The organism is Xanthobacter cornucopiae, from assembly GCF_043195065.2.
Classification (GTDB): domain Bacteria; phylum Pseudomonadota; class Alphaproteobacteria; order Rhizobiales; family Xanthobacteraceae; genus Xanthobacter.
Genome location: NZ_CM195531.1, coordinates 2,747,322 through 2,772,117, shown reverse-complemented (window position 1 = coordinate 2,772,117; position 24,796 = coordinate 2,747,322). Strand labels below are relative to the sequence as shown.

Genomic DNA, 24,796 nt, shown 5'->3' with positions numbered 1-24,796 from the left:
AGGTTGCAAGGCTGAGCTTACGCCTTGCTTACGGGCGCAAGGTGGGCCTGGGGAGATTATGGGGCCGATTTGCGGCGCCCGCGGACCGCCTCCGGGGGCGTGGTGCCGCCCGGGTGGCGGGCGCGCTCGCGAGGGCGGCTCAGGCCGCCGCGCCGGGCAACGTCGAGACCACGGCCCCATCGGTCCGGACGAACAGCGCGGCGAGGCCGAGCCGGCGGGCGAGAGCCGGGCCGTCCTGGGCGCCGGCCACCAGCAGCGCCGTCGCCCAGGCATCCGCGGCCATGCAGGTGTCGCCGAGCACGGTGACGGCGGCAAGGTCGTTGTCGAGCGGGGCGCCACGCGCGGGGTCCATGGTGTGGGAGAGGCGGCGGCCCGCCGCTTCCACCTGACGGCGGTAGCCGCCCGAGGTGGCGACGGCGGCGCCGGACAGCTCCAGCACGCCGAGGATGTCCCGCCGGCCCGCGGTCGGTGCCTCGTGGGCGACGCTCCAGGGGCGGCCGTCCGGCTTCAGTCCCCGGGCCCGCAGCTCGCCGTCGATGCCCACCAGCCAGGAGGAGAGGCCCGCCTCAGCCATCACCCGCGCCAGCTCGTCCACGCCGAAGCCCTTGGCGATGCCGCAGAGGTCGAGCCGCAGCGGCGCCAGCCGGCGCGCGCGGCCACCCGCCGGGTCGAGCTGCAGCGTCTTCAGTGGTGCGAGGGCGGGCTGTCCGGCGAGGGCGGCGGCGCGCGCGCGATCAGGCTGGCGCGGGCCGCCGCCGAACCCCCAGGCCTGGACCAGATCGCCCACGCCGATGTGGAACGCCCCGTCCGACAGGCGGCCGATCTCAAGGGCCACCGCAAGCACGCGCAGCAGCTCGCGGGGGCACGCCACCCAGGTGCCGGGCGGGGCGGCGTTGAGCCGCTCCAGGTCGGACTCCGGTCGGAAGGGGGACATTTGCCGTTCCACCCGGTCGACGGCGGCCTGGAGGCGACGGGTCAGCGCCGCCGTGTCCATGCCGCCATCGGCGAAGCACAGGGCCGACCAGCGCGCGCCCATGGCGGGACCGCTCAGGGCCTGGCGCTGGAGCGCCGGGGCCTCGGGCGCGGGGTCAGTAGACATCTTCCACATAGCGTCCACACGATCTGAGGGTGGGAAGGTCGAGGCCGAGCGGGCGAACCACCGGCTCGAAGGCGCGGGTCACGGCCTCGGCCATGTCGCGGCCGCCGCATACCAGGATCTGCGCGCCTTGCCGCACCAGCTCGCGCAGGCGTGGCGCGTCGGCGGCGATGTGGTCCTGCACGTAGGCGCCGCCGTCGGGGTCGCGCGAGAAGGCGATGCGCAGCGAAGTGAGGCGCCTTTCGGCCAGGTGCCGCGCCAGCTCGTGCTCGTAAAGGAAATCGGACGCGGCGCTGCGCCCGCCCCAGTAAAGATGCACGGGTCGCTCCGCTGCATTGGCGCGCACGAAGCCGGCGAGCGGGCCGATGCCGGCCCCAGCGCCGATGAGGATGAGCGGAGCGCGCCCCGCCGCCGGGCGGAAGGCCGGGTTCTCGCGAATGAAGGCCGCGACGGTGCCGCCGGGCGCGAGGGCATGCAGGAAGGCGGAGCACACTCCGCCGGCGCGCAGCCGCACGCAGATTTCGAGGACGCCGTCGCGGGTGGAGGAGGCAAGCGAATAGAAGCGCGGCATGGCGTCACCCGGCGGCAGGATGCCCATCAGGTCCCCCGCCGCGAAGGCGGGCAACCGGCCGGGCGCGCCGGTGCGCGGATCAGGCGCGGCCTGAAAGCGCAGGATCGCCACCGGGGTGCCCACCGCCTCGCCGTACAGCTCGCGCCCGGCGAGCACGAGCGGCATGGTTGTCGGCGGCTCTGCCACGTGGGAGAGCGCGAGGTCGTGCCCCAGCGCGGCGCCGAGGTCGCGCCCCCACTGGGCGAACTCCTGGGGCGAGCGCCGATCCACCCGTTTCATGGGCAGGAGCTGTGGACAGCCCCGGGCGTCGAGCGCGTCCGCGACCTCCCGGGCGAAGTGGCAGAAGCGCGGGAAGGTGCGATCGCCGAAGCCCAGCACCGCCACCGGCGGCCGGCCCGGCAGGCGCGCGAGGCGCGACAGGAAGTGATCGGCCGAGGCCGGCGCGGCGCCCTCGCCATGGGTGGCGGCGAGGATCAGCAGGCGGTCGGCGGCGAGATGCGCCGGGGCCAGTTCGTTCATGGCGGCGGTGTGGACGCGGTGCCCGGCGGCGGAAAGGGCCGCGTGCAGGGTGGTCGCGAAGCCCCAGGTGGACAGGCCTTCGCTCCCCACCAGAATCACGGTGTCGGCGCCGCGCGCGGAGACGTTGGCGGCGATGCGCGGCCGCATGGCGCGCCGGCGCGCCCATAGGACGAGGCCGGTGGCCGCCAGCATCGGCGCCGCCGCCGAGGCGAGCCCCAGCAGGAGGGCGAGCACCCAGGCGCCCCGCCCGGTGTGCAGGGTGCGGATGATGTCGTCGACCCGTTCCACCGTCGTTGCCGGGACGACGGCGAGGGCGAGGCCGCTGGCCGCGTCGATCCGGCTCTCGCCGGCGGCGGTGCGCAAGGTGAACACGTCCGTGGGGTCGGCGGGATCGGGGAAGTCGAGGGCGCGCAGGTCCTCCAGCCGCACCGCCTTCAGCGCGGCGAGGGTGCCGACCGGTGCCGGCGTCCCGCCGCTGCCGGGGACGCCGGGCGCGGAGGCCTGCGGCTGCGGGACGAGGCCGAAGGTGCCGGCGGACATCCACAGTCCGGTGAGGGACGACAGCACGAGGCCGGCCACCGCCAGCCGCCCCAGTTCGCCGTGCCAGCGCTGCGCCGGCGTGCCGCGGATGGGCCGCAGCAGCGCCCGCGCTCCGCCGAGCCGGCGGGCGAGCAGCGCGAGGCCGGAGACGCTCAGGGCCAGCAGGGCAAGGGCGCCGACGACGGCCCCGGCGCGGCCGGCATCGCCGGCCAGGAATGAGCGGTGGAGATTGATGACGAACCGTGTGGTCTCGGACACCCGGTACGGACCGAGCCCCGCGCCGGTGGCCGGATCGACCCGCTCCACCCCGCGCGTGCCGCCGTCGTCGAACGCCACCGTGAGAGTGCCGTCCGCCCGTTGGCGGATGGCGGCGATGCCCGGATGGCGCGCGGCGACCCGCGCGGCGAGATCCGCCACGCTGGTTCCGGCGGGGATCGCGGGCGCGGCGCGGCGGTCCAGCGCCGGCTGCACCGAGAGCACGGCCCCGGTAAGGGCGGTGACGGTAAGGCCGAGCGCCAGCACCACGCCGGGCAGGCCATGAAGGCGGCGAAGCATGGGACTTCTCCAGCCGGCTCAGAACGTGACGGTGAAGGACTTCACATAGCCCCTGCCGGCGACCGGCTTGCCGGACGCGGCGGTGGTGAGCGGCGCCACCACCTCGGAGGGATTGTCCATCCCGTCCTCCACGGCGGTGTCCAGGTGCACCGTGTAGCCGGCGTCGATCATCGCGTCGGCGAGGTCGAGGGTGATCTTCAGCGTCTTGCCGGAGCCGATGCTGGCGCCGGTGATGCCGTCGATCTCGGCCGGGCGCCCGCCCGAGGCGCGCTGCCAGTCGGCGAGGTGGCGATGGTATTTCGCCTTGCCGCCGGCCATCCAGAGCGTGCCCTTGTAGGCGCCGGCGGCATCGGTGACATAGAGCGCCACATAGGCGCCGTTGCCGCCGTAGCTTTTCAGCGTGGTCTCGAACGTGACCTGCCGGGCCTCGGCGATCACCGGCGAGAGCAGGGTCGCGGTGGCGGCGGCCATGGGAAGGATGAGCTTCATCTGTGCGGTCCTGGGACGATTGGGGGGATGGGGGCTCACTGCACCTCGACCTTCGGCCGGGTCTTGCCCTGGAACAGGCCGTTGTCCGGCACCGCGGCGGCGGGATCGGCCGGTGCGGTCCACAGCGCCGCGCCACGGGCGCCCGCGTCGTCATCGTCGTCGTTGTCCCGGTCGTGGCCGGCGTGGCGGCTGCGGTCGTGATGCCGGTCGCCGTGTTCTCGGTCGTTCCCGGCGAAGCGCAGGGGACCAGCGGCGGCGGTGTCCAGCTTCTCGTGCCGGACATGGGCGCGGCGGTCCGGATGTTCGGCCTGGGTCGCCGCCCAGGCGACGCCGAGGCCCGTCGTGGACAGGAGAAGGGCTGTTCCGATCAGGGTGCGTGTCTTCATGGAAGCCTCCCGGCAGGTGCTGACGAGGGCACCCTCGCCCCCGCACCTGACGGCGGCCTGAACCTGTCCCGGGATCGCGTTCAGCGTCCCGTCAGGATCGGTGGGGCGGCAAAGCGCACCGTGGCGCGGAAGCCGTCCGCCTCTCCGGGGATCGGCGAGGCGATCTCCAGGTTCAGCCCGGCGCCCCGGCAGATGGCGGCGGCGATGGCCAGGCCGAGGCCGGCGCCCTCCGCCGTGGTCGGCCCCCGCTCGAACGGGCGCAGCAGCACGCCGAGCCGCTCCGCCGGCACCACGGCGCCACGGTTCGAGACTTCCAGCGCGCCGGCGGCGAGGCGCACGCGGACCGGCGCGCCGGGCGCGCCATGCTTCAGGGCATTCTCGACGAGATTGCGGGCCAGCACGGCAAAGGCGTCCGGATCGAGATCGCTGACCGGTCCCCCGTCCGGCGCGAGGGTGACTGTGAGGTCCGGGTTTGCCCCGGCCTGCCGGCCGAGATCCGCGATGACATGGCGAAGCACCGGCGCGAGCGGCGCCGGTGCTTCGGCGATGAGGCCGCCCCCCTCCGCGCGGGCGAGCTGAAGCAGCTTTTCCGACAGGCGCGAGAGGCGGCGCAGGGCCTCCGCGACGGCGCGCGCGCGCTCCTGGCTCGCCCCCTCGGGGAGCTCCGCGATCAGGCGCTGGGCCTGGGCCAGGGCGGCGGCGATGGGGGTGCGCAGCTCATGGGCGCTGTTGGCGGCGAAGCCCCGCTCCGCTTCCAGCGCGCCGCGCAGGCGGTCCAGCAGGGCATTCACGGCGGCGGCGACCGGCGCCATCTCCTCGGGCAGTCCCGTCGCCGCCACCGGTGTCAGGTTGCCCCGGCCCCGGGCCGCGATGGCCGCCCGGAAGGAGAGCACCGGCTTGAGGGTGAGGCGGAGCGCGAGCCAGACGCCGGCCAGCGCGATGGGCACCAGGGCGACGAGCGGCCACACCAGCGCCATCACCGCGCGGCGCACCGCGGCGGCGCGATGGCCGAGGTCTTCGGCGGTGGTGACGAGAAGGGTGCCGCGCACTGCCGCTTCCGTGTAGGTGCGCAGCCGCGCCGTGGTCTGGAAGCCCGGCGCGAGGCCGGCGGGAATGTCCATCAGCTCGGCGTCGCTGGACTGGAGCAGCACGCGTCCCGTTCCGTCGCGTACCACATAGGTGATGTATTCCCGGTGCGGGCCGACCGGCGCCATGTGCTGTGGGGCGGCGCCCTCCTCGCGGGCGAGCAGCTCGGAATACGCGAGCGGCAGCACCCTTTGCGCCACTTCCTGGAGGGCGCTGTCGAACACCTCGTCGATCTCGTGGCGAAGCACCAGGCCCGCCACCGTCGCCGCCGCGAGCCACAGGGCGGCCACGGACAGCGCGAGCCACAGCCCCAGCCGCCGGCGCAGGCTCCACCGGCACCGCCGGCGGCCGGTCACCCGCCGGTTCCCGGCGCGCCGAGGCGATAGCCCATGCCGCGCACGGTTTCGACGACATCGGCGCCGAGCTTCTTGCGCAGCCGGGCGATATAGACCTCGATGGTGTTGCTCTCCACCTCGGCGTCAAAGGAATAGAGCCGTTCCTCCAGCTGCGGTTTCGACATGAGCTGGTGCGGCCGCTGAACGAAGGCCTCGAACAGCGACCATTCCCGGGCGGTGAGCGCCACCGGCCGCCCGGCGCGCCGCACCGCGCGCGCGGCGAGGTCCACCTCGATGTCGCCGAGGGTGACGAGCGGGTTGGGATTGCCCGCGTAGCGCCGGCCCACCGCGCGGATACGGGCGGAAAGCTCGAACAGGTCGAACGGCTTTACCAGATAATCGTCGGCCCCGGCGTCAAGCGCCGCGATGCGGTCGGAGATCTGGTCGCGCGCGGTGAGCACGATCACCGGAGTCGCGGCGCCCGCGCTCCGCAGCCGCTTCAGGAAATCCGTTCCGCGCCCGTCGGGCAGCATCAGGTCGAGCAGAACGAGGTCGAAGGCGGCGGCACGCAGGGCATCTCCCGCCGCGCCGAGGCGCGTCATCCAGTCGACGCCGTGCCCGTCGGCGACGATCTGGTCGCGCACCGCCATGCCCAGCACGGGATCGTCTTCCACCAGGAGAATGCGCATCTGGTTCCTCGATGTGCGTCGTGGCACCTTATAGCACCGGCCCGGCCTTCCACCGGCGCTCCGTCGGGGCTGCTCAAGCGCCGCGCGGGCTTGGCCCAGGACCCATGGGTTATGGTTTTAGCCCGGCGGGCGGAGCCACGGGCGGGAGAATGCGTCGCGGCGTTCAGCTGGATGTCAGGTGGGCGTGGTCCGCTGCCAGGCCGGGCGGCACGAGCGGGAGAGCGCGGGTGAGACGTTCAGGGTTGGTGGGCCTCCTGCTGCTCATGGCGGGTCCTGTGGCGGGTCTCGCCTCGGGGCCGGCGGCGGCCGACCGGGACTGCACCGTGCCGCTGGCCGACTGGCAGCCCCGCGAGGTGCTCCAGAGGAAGCTCGAGTCGGAAGGCTGGACCGTCCTGTCCATCCGCTCCGACGATGGCTGCTACAAGGTCCGGGCCGCCAATGCCCGGGGCGGGAGCCTCAAGGCCAAGTACGATCCCGCCACCCTGGAGCGCGTCCGCCGGCCGCAGGAGGAGGCGGACGATCACTGACCGGCGGCTGGGACCGCCGGTTGCAGCCGCGCGTTCCGCGTTCCGCCGAGGTGAAGCTCAGAGCGCAGATAGGCGCTCCAGGCGGCATCGGAGGGGAAGGCCTCCGGCGAGCGGACGCCGTCGCGCAGACCATGGCGGCGGGCCATCTCTTCCGGAGTCATGCCATCGGCGACCAGCCCGAGCTGCTGGAACAGGCTGAGCGCGTAGCCGGGGATCCACCGGCGCACGTCGTGCCAGGGAACCGAGGCGAAGCTCTCCGGCGCGAGGTTCATGAGCGTGGTCATGCAGCTCTCGCGCAGGGTCGAATAGAAGATCGGCCGGGCGTCCACACGATTGATGAAGGCGAGGACGCGTTCGAAATAGAGGCGGATGGCGGCCGGGTCGGCGCGCAGCGGATAGATCTGAACCTCGTCGGGCGGGGTGCGGGCGAAGCGGTTCCAGATGATGTCGCGTTCGGTGCCGATCTCGGGATAGATGGGGTCGCGCCGGAAGAAGCCGGCGAGCGCGTCGAAGCTGACCCCCTTGGCCTGCCGCGCCTCGATGGACGCCACCACATGCCGGCCGTCGGCAAAGTTGAACGACAGCATGACATGGGCCAGGGCCTGCATGTCGCCGAACGGCTGGATGATGAGATCCGCCCCGGTGAGGGTCGAAAGGTCGAAGGTGGCGGTGGTCCAGCGCGGCACCGAGGGCTGGCCCGGCCGGTGGAGCGCATCGCGGAAATTATGGATGGTGGCCATGTCGCCATCGATCTGCGCCGTGGGATTGTGCGCCTGGAGGGCGATCCAGTCCTGCTCGGCCGGCTCCTTCAGGAGGAAGGCCGCGAAGAGCACGGCGATGGCGCCGATCGCGGCGCCCTTGCGAACCGCGCGCCAGGGGCCGGGCGCAAACCACAGGGCCCACACGAGCAATGGAAAGAGAAAGCTCCCGGCCTGCCGGAGCGGAACAGGCCAGGGAATCCAGTAGTGGATGGCGAGGCCGAGATAAAAGCCGAAGGCGACGACCAGCACGCTCGCCGCAGCGCCAAGGGTGCGCCGGAGCGCGCCCGTCAACCCCGTCACCATCACCCGGTACCCCGCACAGCTGCTTCGCGCCCCGCTATACAATAAAACGCGCCACGCCGCCGGCCCCCGGGCGCCGACACCGCAGGCCGGGGCCGGCTCTCGGAGGAGGGCGTGTGCATGTCGGGGTTGCACCGCGGCCGTGCCCCCTGTATCCGGTAGCCCTGGTGCCGCTTGGCCCGGAAACCCTGCGCATTGACTGTGACCCGGAGACGAGAAGGCGGAGAATGCTCGACTTCTCATCGCTTCTCCTTGCGATTTTCTTCTCCACCGTGGGCAGCAGCATCGTCCTGTTCGCCGCGTGGGCGACATCGCGCCACGACGGCTTTCTGCTGACGTGCGGGCTCGGCGCGCTGCTGGTCGCGATCAGCGTGGTCTGTTCCGCCTTCTATGCGCACAGGCCGCAGCCCTGGCTCGTCACCAGCGCCTATGTGCTTCTCCTCAGCGGCCTGGCGACCATCTACGGCACGGCCTGGCAGTTTCGCTACGATGCCCCGCCCCGGCGCGTGGTGCTTCTCGCCACGGCCATCGCCTTGGGCCTGACCGTCCCGCCGCATGCATCGGGGTATAACGGCATCGGCTTCGTGGCCGGCTTCCTGTCGGCGGCGGGCCTGCTCTTTCTGGCCTCCTTTCATTTCTGGGCGGCGCGCCGGGAAGCGCCGGGAACGCTCATCGGCCTTTCCGCCTTCTATTTCGCCATCGGCCTCTCGTTTCTGCCGCGCGCCGCGCTCGTCGCCCTCGACGGACAAGCGATCATGCCCGGCCCGCCGCGGAACTGGGCGCAGACCGCCAGCCTCGCGCTGATCGTCTTGTCGGTTCCGGCCCTGGGGGCGCTGACGCTGGCCCTGAACCAGCAGCGCCTGGTGCGCGCCCACCGGCAACAGGCGCTGACCGATCCCCTGACCGGCCTGCCGAACCGGCGCGCGCTGCTGGAAAGCGTGGCGGGATGGACGGGGGCTGCCACCCTCGCCGTGTTCGACATCGACCGCTTCAAGAACATCAACGATACGCATGGTCACGCGCGGGGCGACGAGGTCATCGCCCTGTTCGCCGAGGCACTGCGGCAGCACCTCGCCCCCGGCCAGGTCGCGGCGCGGCTTGGGGGCGAGGAGTTCGTGCTCGTCTCTCCTGGCGGCGACCTCGCTGTGGTGCGGGCGCAGTCGGACCGGCTGCGCCGCGATTTCGCTCGCCGCGCCCATGCCCAGCTGGCCCTCGCCGCCACGGTCAGCGGTGGTCTGTCCTGCGGCGAGATCGGCGGGAAACGCTTCGCCGTGGTGATGGATGCCGCCGACAAGGCGCTTTACCGCGCAAAGCAAGGCGGGCGTGACCGGCTGGAGATCGCCGGTGAGGAAACGCGGGTGGCGGACAGGCCGTCCTGATGACCCGGCGGAGCTGAGCGCGATCAACGGGACGCTGCCTTGATCGGGTGCAACCTCCGCGCTAGGTTCCGCTGCGGCGCATCGGAGGGCGGGATGGCGAAGCCTTTGGGAACGGCCGGTGACGACCATCTGGTCGGCGGGCCGGGAAGCGATGACATCGACGGCGGTGCCGGAGACGACGCGCTGCATGGCGGACAGGGCGACGACAGGCTGGTCGGGGGAGACGGCGATGACAGCCTTTATGGCGGCCCGGGCAATGATCGCCTGATCGGCGGGGCGGGAAACGATTCCTACTTTTGGGTCGATGCTGGCGATACCATCGACGAGCGCGTCAACGGGGGGATCGATACCGTCTACAGCTCTGCCGCCGTCTTCAGCCTCGGCGCCAATGTCGAGAACCTGACTTTCAGCAGCAGATACGGCTATGATGAGGTTAGCGGCGCGTACATCGGCGGCGACAGGTTCCGCGGCATCGGCAATGCGCTGGACAATACGATCAGCGGATTCCGGCGAGACGACGACCTCGACGGCGGTGCCGGCAACGACATCCTCTACGGCTATGACGGCGATGACCGCTTGATCGGCGGGCGCGGCGACGACGTGCTCCATGGCGGCGACGGAAACGATGTTGCGTTCGGGGGCGTCGGGAACGATGTGTTCTGGGGGTGGAGCGGCGACGATACGCTCTATGGCGGCGCGGGAGATGACACGCTTTTCGGAGAAGCCGGAGACGATACGCTCCATGGCGGGTCCGGGAATGATGTCCTGGATGGCGGCGCTGGACGTAGTTATCTGATCGGCGGCTCTGGAAATGACCTTTATGTTGTTCGATCGGCTGACGATGTCATTATAGAAGAAGCGGATGGCGGACTGGATTCCGTGCAAGCCAGCGTTGAATTCTATAGGCTAACGGATAATGTAGAAAATCTGGCGTTTCATGGATCGCCACGCGGCGGTATTGGCATTGGAAACGCCCGGGATAATCAAATGACTGGATGTGCGCATGGCGATGTCCTGCGTGGCGCCGCCGGCCATGATGTCCTGTCCGGCGGCGGTGGCAACGACGTGCTCCTGGGCGGAGCCGGAGACGACACGCTGACCGGCGGCGCGGGGCAGGATACGCTGTGGGGCGGGTCTGGCGCCGATACCTTCGCCTACGCCGAGGTGAGCGAATCCCGGCGTGGAGCCCATGACACCATTGCCGATTTCTCCGTCGCGGCGGGGGACAGGCTGGATCTGTCCGGCATCGATGCCAATATCCGGACGGACGGGGACGATGCCTTCGCGTTCATCGGCGCGGCGGCGTTCTCCGGCATGGCCGGCGAGCTGCGCCTGCGCAATGGCCAGTTGCTGGGCGACGTGAACGGCGACAAGGTGGCCGATCTCAGCATCAAGCTGGACGGCTTCGCGAGGCTCGGCGCGGGCGGTCTCATTCCCTAGGGTCTAAACCCAACGCTATTACTGTGATTCAATCAGCTCATGGGAGGATGATTCGCATGAGCCGGTTGTTCTGGTTAAACGAAAAGCAGTGGGCCAAGATCGAACCGCTTCTGCCGCATTACGGCAGTCCGCCCCGCGTCGATGACCGGCGCATTCTGAGCGGCATCATCCATGTGCTGCGCTGCGGCTGTCGCTGGTGCGATTGCCCGCCGGACTATGGCCCCTACACAACCGTCTACAACCGCTTCAACCGTTGGTCCCGCAAGGGGATCTGGCAGAAGATCTACGCCGCGATCACCGGCGATGAGCGAACGCCCCGCCAGCTTCTGGCCGACAGGACCCATGTGAAGGCGCACCGCTCGGCGGCCGGCGCCGAAAAAGGGGGGAGCAACGTCAGGCGATTGGTCGCTCCCGCGGTGGTCGAACAACTAAGATCCATGCCCTGAGCGACGGCAAGGGCCGCCCCCTTGTCCTTGCGCTCACGCCCGGCCAGGCTGCCGACATCAAGATGCTGTCGGTGATGCTCGACGCCGCGCCGGCGGCCCGCGAGCTTCTCGCCGACACCGCCTACGACAGTGACAAGGTACGAGAGGATTTGGCCGACCGGGACATGCGCGCGGTCATTCCCAACAATCCCACCCGCAAATATCTGCATCCGTTCGACAAGAAGCGCTACAAGAACCGCAATGCCATCGAGCGCATGTTCTGCCGTCTCAAGGATTTCAGGCGCATCGCCACCCGATACGACAAGCTCGCCAGGAACTATCTCGCTTCCTTGTGCCTTGCTGCACTCGTCGCATGCTGGTGCCGTTGAGTCTCGACCCTAACATTTCGCACCTGGGCCCAGGCGGGGGGGGGGGCCTCCCATTCGCGGCCGAGGTGGCGGTATTCCGGGAGATGCGGGCAGCGGACCGCCCGTACGCCTTCGCATGCCCCCGCCGTAAGGCATCTAGCCGCGTCCCCGAGGCTTACCTCGGCCGGACGCTGCAACCGTCGCCGTTACAAGGCCGCTCGCTCAGTTAGCGGGTAGCAAGAAACGCCCCCAATAGAGCCTTCTGGTTGGCAGCAGCAAGCCGCACTCCTATTCCGCTCCGCGCGGCGGGTACTGCGGAGCACGACTGTCGGCGGTGAAAATATCCCAGAAACGGGAGACCATCCGGTTGTCCGAAGTGACCATCAAGAGTGGTGCAGTAATTGCCGCATGGCGATGACATCCCTTATGGCCTCATCTCAGTAAAGGTATTATCGCGCCTGTCGATTCTTCGAGTACCGCAACACCCTCGTCCCCTACGGTAAATGCAAATTTTGGCTCTGTCGGATATGTGATCCCATTAGCGGCAAATATACGCGGAAGCCAGTTTGAATCAACGGCAGCCCGTCGCTCGAAATCCTCGATCGCAATGACAACTCTGTCAGCCTCTCGGATTGAGTCGACCGATGTTCCAGCTGACGAGAGCAGTCCATCCGGCATATACACCTTTCCTTTATATTCAAAGGCTGCATTCGCGTGCTTCTTACGCAAGACGGCGCGGTCAGATTCACTTATCGTCCGACTGAGACCTTCCGCGCCTCGTAATTGGTGAATAAGCCCCTCGTTTGGCCATTCATCCACCAAAGTCTCGAGGACGTGGTCTCGTGTCCAATCTCCGTGACCCATGACATCGATAAAAAAGGCCTTGTCTGTCCTAAACATTGCGAAAATGACTGGACCATCTCTTTTTACAAATCCATCTGACTCTACTTCTGATGAGAGATGGAGGTGGTGTATGCCCCATTGGTTGAGCATTAAATCCAGGTCTTGTCGGCGTTTTTGCGCCGGACTTTGCGCCCCAATTTTAACCCCGCGACTTAAGTATTTTGTCAGATCGAATCCGCGCTCAACATCCACGACAATCCCATTAATATCCGCCTGGCGCGCTAGAACAACTGGATTGCGTATGAAGGCTTGAGATTGTAGAACCTGACGTGGCTGCGGTCGAACTAACCGGTTAAGCCAGTTATGGTAAACGGCCAGCAGCAGAGAGGCATCAAGGCGACTTAAGTAGCTGATCGTCTCGGCATCATTTCTGTCAAACGGCAGATTGTGCAAGACAAATTGACGGGCGCTTTCCTTTAGATTCATGAGACATTCTTTCTTTATGATAAGCGACGGAATAGATGCTATATATCAAAGGCGATAGCGTCTACAGCCGCAATCTTAGTTCGCTAATCACCGCAGAGCATCTCGCATGCGAGCGCACCACCTAACTCGAATCGGTGTATCGAATATCAGTCAGTTTTTTGCGGAGACAAGGGATGCGTGTTTTGCATCAGATAGGCGGTGTCGCCCGTACGACACAGAGCCGTACACCACTTTGACTCGCCTAGAGTCGCGTTACTCCGCTCTCCAGAGAGCCTTCCGTTGGCGGGATATTCTCCGGCGCGCGGCCATTCACGATCTACGCACGGTTCGCTACCTATACGAGCGGCGTGGTCGGAGTGGCACGCCATTGCAATACCTAACGGAACCCGTTTATATGATCGCAGCTTATGCCAGCGGGGGCTTAAATGCTCATAGCGGTTAAATTTGAGGGCGGTCTTGCAGATACCCATAAAATACCGGCTTATGACGGCACAAAATCGCTCGAAGGCCTAACGCGCTCTATTTTAATGATATCGAATTTTCTGGTTGAGGGGCGTGTCCGCCGCCGTGATTTCGGTCAGGTACCGCTAACTTTCAACATGATCGCGCAACGGCCCGGCAGCTATGAAACGTTGTACGAAGTCGCGTATAACGTAGCTACTATTGGTGGCCCAATCGCCCTGACATTGGCGGGTGGAGTTGCAGGAAATTTACTTACTGACCTACTTAAGACTGTCTATAGACGTGTTACCGGTGGGAATGAAGCGGATACCCCCGACTCTGTTTCCAGATTAGAGGCTGACCGAGGTGGAGATGTGGCCGCATTGGTTGAAGCCGTTGAACCCGCCGTACGGTTAGGGCACAATGTAATTAATCATGGCGTTATAAATATAAATATAAACAACATACAGCAGGAGAAGGCGACGAATATTGCGAAATTCACGCCAAAAACTAAGGAGTATATGTTGGGTAATGTAATAGATAATTCTGTTAGAGCAAAAATATTTAGCATATCGAGTTTTAATGCAAACCAAGGGACTGGTCGGGCGTTTGATCTGGAGGAAGGGCGCTCTATTCCGTACGAACTCACCGACGCTGTAGATAGAATTAGTGTAGAAACTCTTCTAAATAGCATCGGATCCTATACTAAGCGCAGGCGACTTGGTGATGATTTGCGTTCAGCGGTTGGCATAAAGTACACGTCTGTCGACGCACCGGATGGACGTATCAAAAAATCCGCATTATATCTGTACGTGATAAGCTATCCGACCTATAAAGTCCGCGAGATTGATTGATCTTCATAGAGGTCTTATGAGGCGATGTCCCCCATCTCCCTGACCGCTTAGAGCCCGTTTGGAAATTCAGGGATGGGTATTTCTTCGGGCCAGATTTGCGCCCATGGCGACGAGGATCATGGCCTTTGAAACATCGATGCGGCGCTCATAGTCGCGCACCAGGCGGCGCCAGCGGGTCATCCAGCCGAAGGTGCGCTCGACGACCCAGCGGCGCGGCAGGACTTCGAAACCTTGCGCGCCATCGCGGCGACGGATGATCTCGACGACGAAGTCGAGATAGGCGGCCTTGTCCATGAGCTTGAGCCGATCGTAGGCGGCGTCGGCGAAGAGGTGCTTCACCCACGGCCAGCGCTTGCGGATCGCATCGAGGATCATCTGTGCGCCGGCGCTGTCGGAGATGTCTGCGGTCGTCAGATGGACCATCAGGAGCCGCCCGTCGGTGTCGACCGCAATGTGGCGCTTGCGCCCGACGATCTTCTTGCCGGCGTCGTAGCCCCTGGCTTCGGCTTGCGGCGCCTTGATTGTCTGACTATCGATCACCGCGCCCGTCGGGCTCGCCTCACGCCCGGCCCGCTCGCGGTCCAGCATCAGTTCGACATCGTGGATGGTCTGGAACAGGAAGCGGCGCGCCAGTTCGCGGAACCAGCCATAGACCGTGCGCCAGTGCCCGAAATGGATCGGCAGCATCCGCCAGCCGCCGCCTGAACGCACCAGATAGCGCACCGCATTGATGACTTCCCGGAACTCCACCTCGCGGGGCCGCCCCCGGCGTCCGGGAGCCGGCATCAACGGCGCCATCCGCTCCCATTCTTCATCCGTCAGGTCCGACGGATAGCGTTTCGTCTTCCGGGCGATCCTGGCCATCCGGTCCCGCTGTTCTGCTGTCCACATCCACAGCTTGAATCATAAGCACGGACAAACAGGAATCCCTGGATAACGAATTTCCAAACGGGCTCTCACAAGGGCGGGATACAGGATCAGATCATCGAGGGCGTCTATACCGTGGCGGAAGATTTCCCGCGCCTCATCGACGCGACCGAAACCATGAAAGACACGCGGCTGTCCGTCGTCAGATGAGTTGAGACCGTTTTGGCGTCTCAGAGTCCGTCCCGAACCTCATGACGTTCGGGCGATGCGGCGGATGAGGACCATGGCGGCGGCGGCGTAGAGGAGGCGGTCGCTGAGGCAATGGTGGCTTCGGCGTCTTCGGCGCCGGTAGCAACGGCGCAACCAGCCGCCACTCCGCATCCGTCAGATCCGTTTCGTATCGAAGTCCCGCACGACTATGCTGCCGGCGAGTGGCTGGGGTCCACATCGCTCGCTCCAAGATGGCCTGAACAACCCCTTGGAATCACGAGCGCCCCAGCCGCTCAACCCTTTCGGGACGGGCTCTGAGGGGCCTCACCCCCTACGAATTCATCTGCAAGTGCTGGACAAACGAGCCCGAACGATTCACCCTCAATCCACTCCAGCAAATGCCGGGACTAAACACCTAGACCTTACTTCTCTCGAGTTGGGGTCTCCGGCAAACCCAGCACGGTTCATCAGCGTTGTTGGTGCGGCGTGCGGGCCGAGATGAGGGTGCCCCTATACTTGTTGGCAAGGAATGCGGCGACCTGCGGGCTTTCCAGGGCGCGGGCGAGTTCGAGAACCCGGGCGTCTCCCGCGAGCCTTGCCGGCGCCACGAGAACCCGCGCATACGGATTGTCCAGCCCCGCCTCGATCGCCAGCGCGTCCCTGGACGGAACCAGACCGATCCGGGCGGCTGTGCGCGGATCCAGGACCACGGCATCAAAGGACCGGTAGATGTCGGCCGCAAGACCCAGGTCCAGGCCGTCTATCGCGACGTGCCGCGGCGTTTCCAGCACATTATCCCTGTTGACCGACAGGTCCTCGATCCCCGTTCCGCCAAAAGCGCGGTCAAGCTTGAGCAAACCCGCGGCCTGAAGAAGGTAGAGCCCGCGCGCGAAACCCGCGGGCGTATCCGGCAGGACGACCTTGGAGCCATGCGGGAGGCTGTCGCCGACAACTGTATCGGGAACAAGGGACGAGTTGATTCTGGACGCCGTCTCGTTCAGATCCTTCCACTTGGACGAATAGATCGCATAGGGCGCGACAGTCACCCTTGAGACCACCTGAAGCGCCTCACCTGAGGCCTCCTGCTGCTCCGCGAGGAATGCCGGAAGCGGCTGGTGGAAGGCGAGATCGCCCCGTCCCGCCGCGACCAAGGCGTTGGCATCGGCCCCCGCATCGAGCAGCTTGAACGTCACGTTTCCGACCAGCCCGCTGGACCGGACGTAATCCAGGACATCGCGATAGTCATCGCCCCCGACATAGATTTTGATGGGGCGCTCGCCGGCCCCGTCGGCGTCCGAGCAGGCCGGAAGGCCAGCCAGCGCCGCAAGCGAAAGCAGCGCCGCCGCCACGCGCAAGGCAACGCGGCGGTGCCTCCGCGTGCCGCCGCGTTGGCCGGGCCGGCGGTTTCTTCCGACGCGATCGATGGCCGGGACAAGGTGCGCGATCATCGATTGGTGATGCCGAGCTGCCAGCTGGTGACCCGCCGCTCCACCAGGGTCAGCACCGCATTGACGATCACGCCGATGAGGCCGAGCACCACAATGCCAGAATACATCTCCGCGATCTCAAAGCGCTCCTGGCTGGCCCGGATATAGATGCCCAGGCCCTCCGTCGCCCCAAGGTATTCGGCAGCCACCAATGCCGTGAAGGCATACGAGGCTGCCAGCCTGATGCCGGGGAAGATGTTCGGGAAGGCGGCGGGAAGCACCACATAGGCGAAAATATAGGCCTTGCCGGCACCGAGGGTCCGCGCCGCGTTGATGAGGATACGCTCGACACCTTTGACCGCGCTGGTGGTGTTGACGAAGATCGGCCAGAACGACGCCCAGGCGACAATGGCTACCTTGGATTGCTCCCCGATGCCGAAGAACAGGAGAAAAACGGGAAACAGCGCCAGGATAGACAGATTTCTAAAAAACAGAAGAACAGGTGCCAGAGTTTTTTCAACCACGCTGAACGATCCGGCGGCAATTCCAGCAGCGATTCCGACCACCAGGGCGATGGCGAATCCCTCAAGCCCCCGGCGAAGGCTGGGCCAGATCTGTGGCCACAGGTCGCCTCCCGGAAGGAGGCCGGAAATCAGCGTCACCAGAACGGTTCGCGGAGGCGACAGGAACTTAGGGTTCAGCAGGCCGATGCTGTTGGCGAGCCACCACAGGAAGATGAAGGAGGCGAGGCCGATAAATCCGTAGAGATATTTGTCATATTTCTCCAATTCCGGCAGTTTAGGAATAAATTTCGCGGCGCCAGCCCGCACCGGAATCGCATTCACGACGCCGCTCTCAAGTTCAATTTCATTTGCCAAGTTCAACCTCCTCCAGCAGGATCGCAGCGACCTCGCCACGGATGCGGCCGTATTCTGTGGTGGCGCGAGCGCTATCATCCCGCGGTCGCGGAAGATTGACGTCGATCACTGATTTGACCTTTCCCGGTCGCTTGGTCATGACCGCGATCCGGTCGGCAAGGAAGATGGCTTCGTCGATGGAGTGGGTGACGAACAGGATGGTTTTCTTCTGCCCTCCGGTCTCCCAGATCCGCAGCAGCTCGTTCTGGAGGAATTCGCGGGTCTGGGCATCCAAGGCCGCGAATGGTTCGTCCAGGACGAGGATCTCGGGATCATAGGCGAGGGCCCGCGCGATCGCCACGCGCTGACGCATGCCGCCCGACAGGCGGTGCGGAAGATGATCGGCGAACGCCTCCAGGCCGACCGTTCGCAGAATGCGGGTGGCGATCTCGTGCCGCTCCCGGACCGACACACCGCGAATCCTGAGGCCGGCCTCGACGTTTTTCTGCACCGACAGCCAGGGAAAGAGGGCGTAGCTTTGAAACACCACGCCGACTTTCTTGCTGACGCCCCGCACCGCCGTTCCGTCGAGCAGCAGTCCGCCCCCGTCGAATTCTTCAAGCCCGGCGATGATGTTGAGAAACGTGGATTTGCCGCAGCCGCTCGGGCCGAGCAAGGCGACGAATTCTCCCTCCCGGATATCGAGATTGAAGTTCTGCAGGACCTCGGTGACGCCGGACCCGGCGCCTTGGCCAGCATGCCTGAATGTCTTGCGCAGGTCCCGGGCCTGGATCTTGTGCGCATGCCCGGCCGCGCGCCGCACGGGGGCGTGAACCTGGGGCAGACCGACGACGGATTGAGTCATAGATTCTCCATGCCGACCGGAAGGGTTTCCACCGAGACCCCGCGCGAGGCTCCAGACGACCGGACGGATCGCGCCGCGCGGTCTGCCGGTCATCGTTGCGCAGGTTTTATCGAAGTCTTTTCACCCACATGGGCTGACGAAATGCTTCGACTGGGTATCCGCAGGCGCTGCAATGGCGTCGTCTTTCGGAAAAGAAGGCAACCGGCCTGCCGGAGATGTCCTAGTATTCCGTGGCCGTAAGCACCTTCAGGTTGTCCTTCTGGGAAGCGATCAGGGCCGCGGACGGGGCGTAGGGGTTGTATTCGTTTGTCGCAATGTCCGATGGCTTGAGCTTGGCCTGATCAGGCTTGAGGCTGCCCACCCGATCCAGAAGCCCCCACCAGAACTGCAGCTGATTTTCGTCCAGGATCAGATTGTTGACATAGTAATATTTCGTCACATACTCTCGCGAAAAACCGGTGACCTTGGCGCTGATATCGCCGGCCTTATCCGGGTTCGCGTTGATCCAATTTGCGGTCTTCGCGATGATACCGACGAACTCCTTGGTCTGCGCCGGATATTTGCGAATGAACTCACCATTGGCGCTGATGGGGGCCGACCCGCCGTCCTCCTGCGAATTGTCGTAGTCGGAAAACGCGGCCTTGAGGGCCTTGTCGGCGCGCATCACGCCGTTCAGGGGCGGATGGATCACCGCGAGAGCGACGGAGCCGTTCTCGACCGATTGCTGAAGAAGGCTTTCCGCCTGGGTCAGGAACTTGACCTTCTTGACGTCGATGCCGTTCTTGGTCAGCAGGTCCTTGAGAATGAACTCCGCGCAACCGCCAAGGCTCGCCAGCCCCACGGTCTTGCCCTCCAGTTCCTTCAGGTTGTCGACGCTGATGGTCGAGTCGGCCCGCGTGAAATAGGTCATGTGCGGCTCGTCCCGGGTGGTATAGGACTGCGCCGCGATCACCTTCAGGTCGACGCCGTTCGCCACCGCCGCCAGCGCGCGGTTGAACATGAAGTTGGCGAATGTGACCTCGCCCTTGCCGACCAGGGCAGGAAGCTGTCCGGCATCGACGCCACCGACGAACTTGGGGCGAATTCCGGCTTTGTCCCAATAGCCGAGTTCCTGGGCGAACCTGACAAGAGACACCTGGGTTGGGTATTCCGCATAGGTGAAATAAATCGGATTCTTCGGATCGGAAACGGTTCCCTCTGCGGCCTTCTTCTCTTCTTCGGGGAAACATCCGGCCAGCGCCGTCGCGGCCAGGAGTACCCCGGCGAAACGCAAAGCGTGGCGATGAAAGCTTCCGAGCACGCCCGCCTTCGATCTGGACATGAGCATTCGACCTCTTTTCATCTTTCGATAGGCTCCCCAGACCATGGAACATCGCCGCCAACGCGGCACCTTCGGGTCCTCGCGGCAACCGGCTGCATCGCCGCGCGCCCCGTGGGGCTCGCAGGATCAACGGCACCGCCGACCTTCTGGAAGGTCTGTGAAACACCCCGATTCCAGGAACGTCTTTGGAAGAGTGGGAGCCAGAGTAAGGTTCACAGCCTATTTGTCAATTAAATCTATTTAATAAATAAACTATGTAAAATGTTCTTGCGGGAGGCGATCCGGCCGGCACGATCCGCGTGCCGGCCGGATCCGGTGCCGCGGAATCTCCGCGCGGGTCCGCAGCCCAGGTTGATCTCGCATCACGGCCACGGGCGCGACTGCAGCGTGGCGGCCAGCGGCAGGAGCGCCGTGGCGCGGTGGGGCCTATTCCGCCGCCTCCAGCGTGCCGCCACCGACGATGGCCCCCTCATAGCTCGATCGCGGCAGTTCCTCGGTGGCCGGTTGGCTGATCCGGGCGAGATGGTGGCCCGCGTCCTCGAGGAACAGGCCCCGGCTGATGCCCCGCACGGCGCGCGGCACTGCGACCTTCAGGCTGGCGATATCCCCCACGTGGCGGGCGAAGCTGACCAGGGCCGAAAGATTGAGGGCCTGGATGCGCCCGAGGAAGGGAGCCGAGCCGGGAACACGCTCGCGATACTCATAATAGGGTCCAAGATAGGGAAAACGGCCGATGGCGGTCCCGTTCGCGATGGGCGGCAGGCCGGGGCGGTGGCCCCAAAGCTCGATCTGGTCGGCGAAATCGGCGAGTTCCGGTCGCAGATGCGGGCCCATGTGATAGCCCGTCGCCAGCAGGACATGATCGACCTCGACGCGGCCGCCGGGAAAGTCGATCTCCACATGTTCGCCCCGCTGGCGGACCGCCTGCCAGGGCGCGGCGAGGTGAATGTGGAAGTTGGGAAACCGTGTCGCGCGCGCGACCACGGGCGGCGTCGGAAAAATGCCGCGCGCGCGGATCAAGGGCGCGAGCTGCCAGCGCACGGCGTCCGGGAGGTGATGAAAATTGTCACTGACCCCCTGGTACATGGAAGCCGTGCCCACGCCGTGCCGTTGCAGGTCACGTTGGCGGCAGAACAGCCGCACCTCCGCCGCTCCCGCTTCCAGGGCGGCGGCCGCATTGTCGAAGGCGGCGGAGGCCGCGCCAAGAATCGCAACCCGCCGTCCCCTGAAACGCGAGAAATCGATCTCGGCGTCCGTATGGTCGTAGGCCGAGGGCGGCAAGCCCTCGCGGACCAGTTCGGGAATGACGATGGCGCCGCCACCGGGATAACCGGTCGCCAGCACCACCCGCCTCGCGGTCTCCACGCTCGGCGCGCCGTCGTGTTCGAGATGCAGGCGCAGATGGTCGTCCGCGGGCTCGATCCGCGTCAGGCGTGTGCGCTGGCGCGGCGTCACGCCCGCGATGCGGCGGAACCAGAGCAGATACTCTGCCCAGTCGGTCCGCGCGATCCGCGTCAATGCCTCGAACGCCGCCTGCCCGTGGCGAGCCTCGAACCAGGCCCTGAAACCGAGCGCCGGGTTGTGCAGCTCGGGGCCGGAAATGTCCTTGATCGTCCGCAGGGTGTGCATCCGGGCCCGGGTCAGCCAGATGCCAGGGCGCGCCGCGTCGCCGGCATCGTAGAGCGCGACGCTGCCGATGCCCGCCTGACGCAGCGCGAACACGGTCGCGATCCCACATTGGCCGCCGCCGACGACCGCGACATCATGATCGATGCCCGGCCGCGGCGGAACCCAGTTGGGCGTCTCGGGGCCGAGATCGCGCAGCGCCTTGATCGCTGCGGCATCGTGCTCATGGAGTGCGGTCATGTTCGAGGTCCCGTCAGTGATCCGGCGCGCGGCCGGGAGCTCCTGCGGCGCCGCTCGACCATCGCCGAATGCGGAATGGGGGCCGAAGACGCCGGATTATATATTGATATAATCGATGGTTTTTATAAAAAATAGCAAGAGGGTTCTCCGGCCCGGCGGCGAAGATGGCCGGGCCGGCGACCTTGGACGCACCCGAGCCTTCTTCCTCATCGGTTTGAACTGCAATGGTTTTCCTGCTCCGGGGTTCATTCTTGCCCGCCACGGTCCGCGCCGTGCTCATCGTCGGCGGACTGACCGCGGCCCTACTCCTGGCCGCGTCGCGGCGCGAGGACGCGCCAGCCCGCGCTTTTGCCGGCTCGACCTTGCGCGTTGGGGTGGAGTGGCTGCCGCCGCCAGAGACGCCGGAGACGCGCCCCTATACGGAGGCGGGTTTCGAGCTCGACCTCGCCTCGGAGCTTGCCCAGGGGGTTGGCGCTGGCCTGCGGCTGGTCCGTGTGGCGCCGGAGAGCGCGGCGCGGGCTCTCGCCGAAGGTGAGGTCGACGTGGTGCTCGCGCGTCTCGACCGCGACGATCTTCGCTTGCCGGAGGCACGCATCGTGGAAACCGGCTTCAGGTCGGGCCTCAGCCTCGCCGTGCGCACGGACCGGCCGCTGTCGTCGTGGAATGAATTGAGGGGCAAGGTGGTGTGCGTGGCGGCGGCGAACCGGCACGCCCACGACCTTGCTGAACGTCTGGGAGCGAAGGTGAAGGCCCAGCGCGCGCCCGCGCTCGCTTTGATGCAGGTACGCACGGGAACCTGCGACGCCGCCCTTCACGACCGCGCCCTGCTCGATCCGCTGTTCGCAAAGGTGTCGTGGCAGAAGTTTTCCGCCACGCTGCCACAGGTGGAGCAGACGAGGCTGGTTGCCGCCGTGGCGCCGGGGGCGCCGGCGCTCGCGCGGGCAATCGCGGAGGTTCTCGCCTCCGGCGCAAGCGCGGAGCGCTGGCGGCAGCGGGGGGAGCAGTGGGCGTCCACCGTCGCCTTCGAGGTCTATCGCGACCAGGACGCGCCAGACTGTCACTAAGACGCGCCCAAGAAACCAGGGTGATCGCCCTGGATCACAGGATGGCGGCGAGGCTCGGCGCCGTGCGATGCGCCTTGGGCTTCAATCCGGCGGCCGTGGCAAAAGTAGGCCATCCTCCGCCGCACATCTGGCACCCGGCGAGCCTGGGCCTGGTGACCGGCCCTTCCGTTTGGCCGTTGCAGCAAGTGACGCGATGGCGGCAACCACGGCCGCCCCCTCCTCGACCACGCCGCCGGCGAACGCTGCGACCAGATGTGGCCCCGGCATTGAGCCGGGCGGATCGAGCCTCGATCGGTCGCCGTCCTGTGCCCGGCATCTGCCGATCAGCTGTTCGCGCCGGACTTGGGCGGATCTTGGCGCGGGAGCTGGCGCCGGAAAAACCCCGATCAGTCGTCCGCCCAGGGGACCAGAGCGAGCATATGCGAATCGATGGCCAAGAGCGGTGCGTTCGCTTATGGTGCCGCCCCGGTTCCAGACTGATCGCCTCTCCGTGACCCCTGCCGCCCGCCTGCAAGCGACCCTTGAGCTGTTGCATGACGTCGATCATGTCGCGCGGCCCGCCGATGCCGTCGTCTCGGCGTGGTTCCGGGATCGACGCTTCATCGGCGACACGGATCGCGGCCGCATCTGCGAGTTGCTCTACGCGCTGCTGCGACATCACGCGCGGCTGGGCTGGTGGCTGGCCCGGCACGGGCGCCCGGACGTGCCGCGCAACCGGCTGCTGGCATGGCTTGCGCTGGATGCCGGAGAGCGCGAGGGGAGCAGGACGCGCGATCAGGTGCAGGCCCTGTTCAATGGCGAACGGTTCGCGCCCGCCGTCCTGACAGAGAACGAGCGCGCGCTGCTGGTGAAACTGCAGGGCAACCCGATCAATCATCCGGCCATGCCGGACGAGGTGCGCGTCGAATGTCCCGCGTGGGCGGTCGGGCCGTTGCGGCGCCGTTTCCAGGCGTCGTTCACGAGCGAGATGGCCGCGCTTCTGACCGCCGCCCCGCTCGACCTGCGCGTCAACACGGTCAAGTCCACGCGCGAGGCGATGCTGCGGGCCCTGCGCGACCTCGGCTTGCGGGCCGAGGCCTGCGCCATGGCGCCGTACGGCATCCGCCTCGGCGCGCCTCCCTCCTTGGCCAGCCTGCCCATGTTGCGCGGCGGCGAGGTGGAGATTCAAGACGAGGGCTCGCAGCTGGTGGCGGTGCTGGTGGATGCACGGCCGGGCGAGCGCGTGGTCGATTTCTGCGCCGGAGCCGGCGGCAAGACGCTGGCCATCGCCGCGCAGATGGCCAACAAGGGCCACGTCATCGCCTGCGACGTCCTGGAGGGCCGCTTGAAGCGCGCGGCGGAGCGTTTCCGGCGGGCGGGCCTCCACAACATTGAGACCCGGCCGCTGGCCAGCGAAACCGACCGCTGGGTGAAGCGCCACAAGGGCACGTTCGACCGCGTGCTGGTGGATGCGCCCTGCAGCGGCACCGGAACGTGGCGGCGCAATCCCGATGCCCGCTGGCGGGATCTGGGGCCGGGGCTGGACAATCTCCTGCCGCTGCAGGCCCGTATTCTGGCGAGCGCGGCCCGGCTGGTGAAGCCTGGCGGCCGGCTCGTCTACGCCACATGCTCCCTGCTGCCCGAGGAAAACGAAGAGCAGGTGGCCACCTTCCTTGCCGCCCATCCCGCCTTTCGCGTGGTGCCGTTGCACGAGGCCGCGCCGCCTTTGACCGGCTCGGCGCATCCGGACTATCTGTCGCTGACGCCCGCGCGCCATGATACCGATGGGTTCTTCGCCGCCGTCCTGCAGCGCGCCGCCTTGCCCTTGACCGAGGACACGCCGCCCTCCGTGTAGGTCCCGCCTCGGCCCATGGCGGGAGGCGCCAGCGATCCCGGCGGCGGTTCGGCTGCCCGGTGCCCCTCGCCTCGTGGACACCTGCCTGGAGGTCATGCCAAAGGCCCGTGAGGGCTGCTCATCGACCTTTGGTCGAGCCCGCACGGCGCTTGAACGGACACACTTGGCAGCGGTCGATGACCGGGGCCGACGGTCATAAGTTCCGGGCTCGGCCCATGGCGGGACGCCCCGCGGGCCCGCGGGGCGGTTCAGCTCTCCGACGCCAACTGGCCCAGCGGCCGCTGGGCCAGTGGTTATACCAGCGGCCGGTGAGCGTGACACAAGGGCCGCTGGCCACGCCCGCGCGGCCCTTGAGCGGACCCGCTTGGCTCCGGTCGAGACTGGGGCCGATGGCC

21 protein-coding genes and 3 pseudogenes are annotated in these 24,796 nt (G+C 66.6%); 9 read left to right on the top strand and 15 right to left on the bottom strand.

All coding sequences use genetic code 11. From position 1 onward, the window contains the following. Positions 1-139 precede the first annotated feature (139 nt). The 6 genes from V5F53_RS12195 to V5F53_RS12170 form a co-directional block, all read right to left on the bottom strand. Positions 140-1,108, bottom strand: coding sequence for an FAD:protein FMN transferase (locus tag V5F53_RS12195; RefSeq protein ID WP_393997707.1), 969 nt, complete (start codon positions 1,106-1,108; stop codon positions 140-142). Beyond that, positions 1,089-3,281, bottom strand: coding sequence for a PepSY domain-containing protein (locus V5F53_RS12190; protein ID WP_393997706.1), 2,193 nt, complete (start codon positions 3,279-3,281; stop codon positions 1,089-1,091). Before V5F53_RS12190 ends, V5F53_RS12195 begins: the two co-directional genes overlap by 20 nt. Positions 3,282-3,299: 18 nt before the next feature. Next, positions 3,300-3,770, bottom strand: a complete 471-nt coding sequence (locus V5F53_RS12185; protein WP_393997705.1) for a DUF2271 domain-containing protein — start codon at positions 3,768-3,770, stop codon at positions 3,300-3,302. Between the two features lie 35 nt (positions 3,771-3,805). Next, the gene (locus V5F53_RS12180) at positions 3,806-4,156 is read right to left on the bottom strand and encodes a hypothetical protein (RefSeq protein ID WP_393997704.1); all 351 of its coding nucleotides are present in this window, start codon (positions 4,154-4,156) and stop codon (positions 3,806-3,808) included. An 80-nt stretch (positions 4,157-4,236) separates the two neighbouring features. Continuing rightward, on the bottom strand, positions 4,237-5,598 hold the full coding sequence (locus tag V5F53_RS12175; RefSeq protein WP_393997703.1) for a sensor histidine kinase: 1,362 nt from the start codon (positions 5,596-5,598) through the stop codon (positions 4,237-4,239). After that, the gene (locus V5F53_RS12170) at positions 5,595-6,266 is read right to left on the bottom strand and encodes a response regulator transcription factor (RefSeq protein WP_393997702.1); all 672 of its coding nucleotides are present in this window, start codon (positions 6,264-6,266) and stop codon (positions 5,595-5,597) included. Before V5F53_RS12170 ends, V5F53_RS12175 begins: the two co-directional genes overlap by 4 nt. Before the next feature lie 263 nt (positions 6,267-6,529). Between V5F53_RS12170 and V5F53_RS12165 the strand changes: the two genes are divergently transcribed. Then, a complete protein-coding gene (locus tag V5F53_RS12165) occupies positions 6,530-6,793 on the top strand; it encodes a PepSY domain-containing protein (RefSeq protein WP_393997800.1) in 264 nt (87 codons plus the stop codon). Here V5F53_RS12165 and V5F53_RS12160 read toward each other — a convergent pair. Next, positions 6,787-7,845: an Lnb N-terminal periplasmic domain-containing protein gene (locus tag V5F53_RS12160; RefSeq protein ID WP_393997701.1), complete on the bottom strand. Its 1,059-nt coding sequence runs from the start codon at positions 7,843-7,845 to the stop codon at positions 6,787-6,789. The genes V5F53_RS12165 and V5F53_RS12160 overlap by 7 nt on opposite strands. Positions 7,846-8,081: 236 nt before the next feature. Between V5F53_RS12160 and V5F53_RS12155 the strand changes: the two genes are divergently transcribed. From V5F53_RS12155 to V5F53_RS12145, 3 genes are all read left to right on the top strand, one after another. After that, the gene (locus tag V5F53_RS12155) at positions 8,082-9,233 is read left to right on the top strand and encodes a GGDEF domain-containing protein (RefSeq protein WP_393997700.1); all 1,152 of its coding nucleotides are present in this window, start codon (positions 8,082-8,084) and stop codon (positions 9,231-9,233) included. A gap of 93 nt (positions 9,234-9,326) precedes the next feature. After that, on the top strand, positions 9,327-10,673 hold the full coding sequence (locus tag V5F53_RS12150; protein ID WP_393997699.1) for a calcium-binding protein: 1,347 nt from the start codon (positions 9,327-9,329) through the stop codon (positions 10,671-10,673). A 56-nt stretch (positions 10,674-10,729) separates the two neighbouring features. After that, a protein-coding gene (locus V5F53_RS12145) for an IS5 family transposase (protein WP_393997698.1) occupies positions 10,730-11,487 on the top strand; the annotation gives its coding sequence in 2 pieces (ribosomal slippage) (positions 10,730-11,047 and positions 11,050-11,487; 756 coding nt in all). 411 nt (positions 11,488-11,898) lie between these two features. Here V5F53_RS12145 and V5F53_RS12140 read toward each other — a convergent pair. Continuing rightward, positions 11,899-12,795 carry a hypothetical protein gene (locus V5F53_RS12140; RefSeq protein WP_393997697.1) on the bottom strand — a complete coding sequence of 299 codons (897 nt, stop codon included), beginning with the start codon at positions 12,793-12,795 and terminating at the stop codon, positions 11,899-11,901. A gap of 425 nt (positions 12,796-13,220) precedes the next feature. On the opposite strand from V5F53_RS12140, the gene V5F53_RS12135 reads away from it, so the two are divergent. Then, entirely contained in the window at positions 13,221-14,090 is an 870-nt protein-coding gene (locus V5F53_RS12135; RefSeq protein WP_393997696.1) for a DUF7946 domain-containing protein, read from the top strand. 66 nt (positions 14,091-14,156) lie between these two features. On the opposite strand, the gene V5F53_RS12130 is transcribed toward V5F53_RS12135, so the two are convergent. Beyond that, a complete protein-coding gene (locus tag V5F53_RS12130) occupies positions 14,157-14,981 on the bottom strand; it encodes an IS5 family transposase (protein ID WP_509212313.1) in 825 nt (274 codons plus the stop codon). A gap of 66 nt (positions 14,982-15,047) precedes the next feature. Between V5F53_RS12130 and V5F53_RS12125 the strand changes: the two are divergent. Further along, positions 15,048-15,155 (top strand): annotated as a pseudogene (locus V5F53_RS12125) (DUF932 domain-containing protein); the annotation flags it as partial. Positions 15,156-15,276: 121 nt separating this feature from the next. Here the strand turns inward: V5F53_RS12125 and V5F53_RS12120 are convergent. Further along, a pseudogene (locus tag V5F53_RS12120) lies at positions 15,277-15,405 on the bottom strand (transposase); the annotation flags it as partial. 70 nt (positions 15,406-15,475) lie between these two features. On the opposite strand from V5F53_RS12120, the pseudogene V5F53_RS12115 reads away from it, so the two are divergent. Then, positions 15,476-15,586 (top strand): annotated as a pseudogene (locus tag V5F53_RS12115) (IS481 family transposase); the annotation flags it as partial. Positions 15,587-15,634: 48 nt separating this feature from the next. Here V5F53_RS12115 and V5F53_RS12110 read toward each other — a convergent pair. The 5 genes from V5F53_RS12110 to V5F53_RS12090 form a co-directional block, all read right to left on the bottom strand. Continuing rightward, positions 15,635-16,615 (bottom strand): MetQ/NlpA family ABC transporter substrate-binding protein, encoded by a 981-nt coding sequence (locus V5F53_RS12110; RefSeq protein WP_393997546.1) that lies wholly within the window; start codon positions 16,613-16,615, stop codon positions 15,635-15,637. Then, entirely contained in the window at positions 16,612-17,472 is an 861-nt protein-coding gene (locus V5F53_RS12105) for an ABC transporter permease (protein ID WP_393997547.1), read from the bottom strand. Before V5F53_RS12105 ends, V5F53_RS12110 begins: the two co-directional genes overlap by 4 nt. Then, positions 17,462-18,316, bottom strand: coding sequence for an ABC transporter ATP-binding protein (locus tag V5F53_RS12100; protein WP_393997548.1), 855 nt, complete (start codon positions 18,314-18,316; stop codon positions 17,462-17,464). The genes V5F53_RS12105 and V5F53_RS12100 overlap by 11 nt, the downstream gene beginning before the upstream one ends. Positions 18,317-18,536: 220 nt before the next feature. Next, positions 18,537-19,637, bottom strand: a complete 1,101-nt coding sequence (locus V5F53_RS12095; protein ID WP_393997549.1) for an ABC transporter substrate-binding protein — start codon at positions 19,635-19,637, stop codon at positions 18,537-18,539. 426 nt (positions 19,638-20,063) lie between these two features. Next, entirely contained in the window at positions 20,064-21,503 is a 1,440-nt protein-coding gene (locus V5F53_RS12090) for an FAD/NAD(P)-binding protein (RefSeq protein ID WP_393997550.1), read from the bottom strand. A 251-nt stretch (positions 21,504-21,754) separates the two neighbouring features. Between V5F53_RS12090 and V5F53_RS12085 the strand changes: the two genes are divergently transcribed. Then, on the top strand, positions 21,755-22,567 hold the full coding sequence (locus V5F53_RS12085; protein WP_393997551.1) for a transporter substrate-binding domain-containing protein: 813 nt from the start codon (positions 21,755-21,757) through the stop codon (positions 22,565-22,567). Between the two features lie 193 nt (positions 22,568-22,760). Beyond that, positions 22,761-24,401, top strand: a complete 1,641-nt coding sequence (locus V5F53_RS12080; RefSeq protein WP_393997552.1) for an RsmB/NOP family class I SAM-dependent RNA methyltransferase — start codon at positions 22,761-22,763, stop codon at positions 24,399-24,401. Positions 24,402-24,796: the final 395 nt, after the last annotated feature.

What these genes read in the sequence shown, in the direction of transcription:
- V5F53_RS12190 (WP_393997706.1), bottom strand. Translation starts at nt 3,281, where the DNA reads ATGCTTCGCCGCCTTCATGGCCTGCCCGGCGTGGTGCTGGCGCTCGGC.
- V5F53_RS12150 (WP_393997699.1), top strand. Translation starts at nt 9,327, where the DNA reads ATGGCGAAGCCTTTGGGAACGGCCGGTGACGACCATCTGGTCGGCGGG.
- V5F53_RS12135 (WP_393997696.1), top strand. Translation starts at nt 13,221, where the DNA reads ATGCTCATAGCGGTTAAATTTGAGGGCGGTCTTGCAGATACCCATAAA.
- V5F53_RS12130 (WP_509212313.1), bottom strand. Translation starts at nt 14,981, where the DNA reads ATGTGGACAGCAGAACAGCGGGACCGGATGGCCAGGATCGCCCGGAAG.
- V5F53_RS12090 (WP_393997550.1), bottom strand. Translation starts at nt 21,503, where the DNA reads ATGACCGCACTCCATGAGCACGATGCCGCAGCGATCAAGGCGCTGCGC.
- V5F53_RS12195 (WP_393997707.1), bottom strand. Translation starts at nt 1,108, where the DNA reads ATGTGGAAGATGTCTACTGACCCCGCGCCCGAGGCCCCGGCGCTCCAG.
- V5F53_RS12165 (WP_393997800.1), top strand. Translation starts at nt 6,530, where the DNA reads ATGGCGGGTCCTGTGGCGGGTCTCGCCTCGGGGCCGGCGGCGGCCGAC.
- V5F53_RS12185 (WP_393997705.1), bottom strand. Translation starts at nt 3,770, where the DNA reads ATGAAGCTCATCCTTCCCATGGCCGCCGCCACCGCGACCCTGCTCTCG.
- V5F53_RS12110 (WP_393997546.1), bottom strand. Translation starts at nt 16,615, where the DNA reads ATGATCGCGCACCTTGTCCCGGCCATCGATCGCGTCGGAAGAAACCGC.
- V5F53_RS12180 (WP_393997704.1), bottom strand. Translation starts at nt 4,156, where the DNA reads ATGAAGACACGCACCCTGATCGGAACAGCCCTTCTCCTGTCCACGACG.
- V5F53_RS12100 (WP_393997548.1), bottom strand. Translation starts at nt 18,316, where the DNA reads ATGACTCAATCCGTCGTCGGTCTGCCCCAGGTTCACGCCCCCGTGCGG.
- V5F53_RS12080 (WP_393997552.1), top strand. Translation starts at nt 22,761, where the DNA reads ATGGCGGCAACCACGGCCGCCCCCTCCTCGACCACGCCGCCGGCGAAC.
- V5F53_RS12155 (WP_393997700.1), top strand. Translation starts at nt 8,082, where the DNA reads ATGCTCGACTTCTCATCGCTTCTCCTTGCGATTTTCTTCTCCACCGTG.
- V5F53_RS12095 (WP_393997549.1), bottom strand. Translation starts at nt 19,637, where the DNA reads ATGTCCAGATCGAAGGCGGGCGTGCTCGGAAGCTTTCATCGCCACGCT.
- V5F53_RS12140 (WP_393997697.1), bottom strand. Translation starts at nt 12,795, where the DNA reads ATGAATCTAAAGGAAAGCGCCCGTCAATTTGTCTTGCACAATCTGCCG.
- V5F53_RS12170 (WP_393997702.1), bottom strand. Translation starts at nt 6,266, where the DNA reads ATGCGCATTCTCCTGGTGGAAGACGATCCCGTGCTGGGCATGGCGGTG.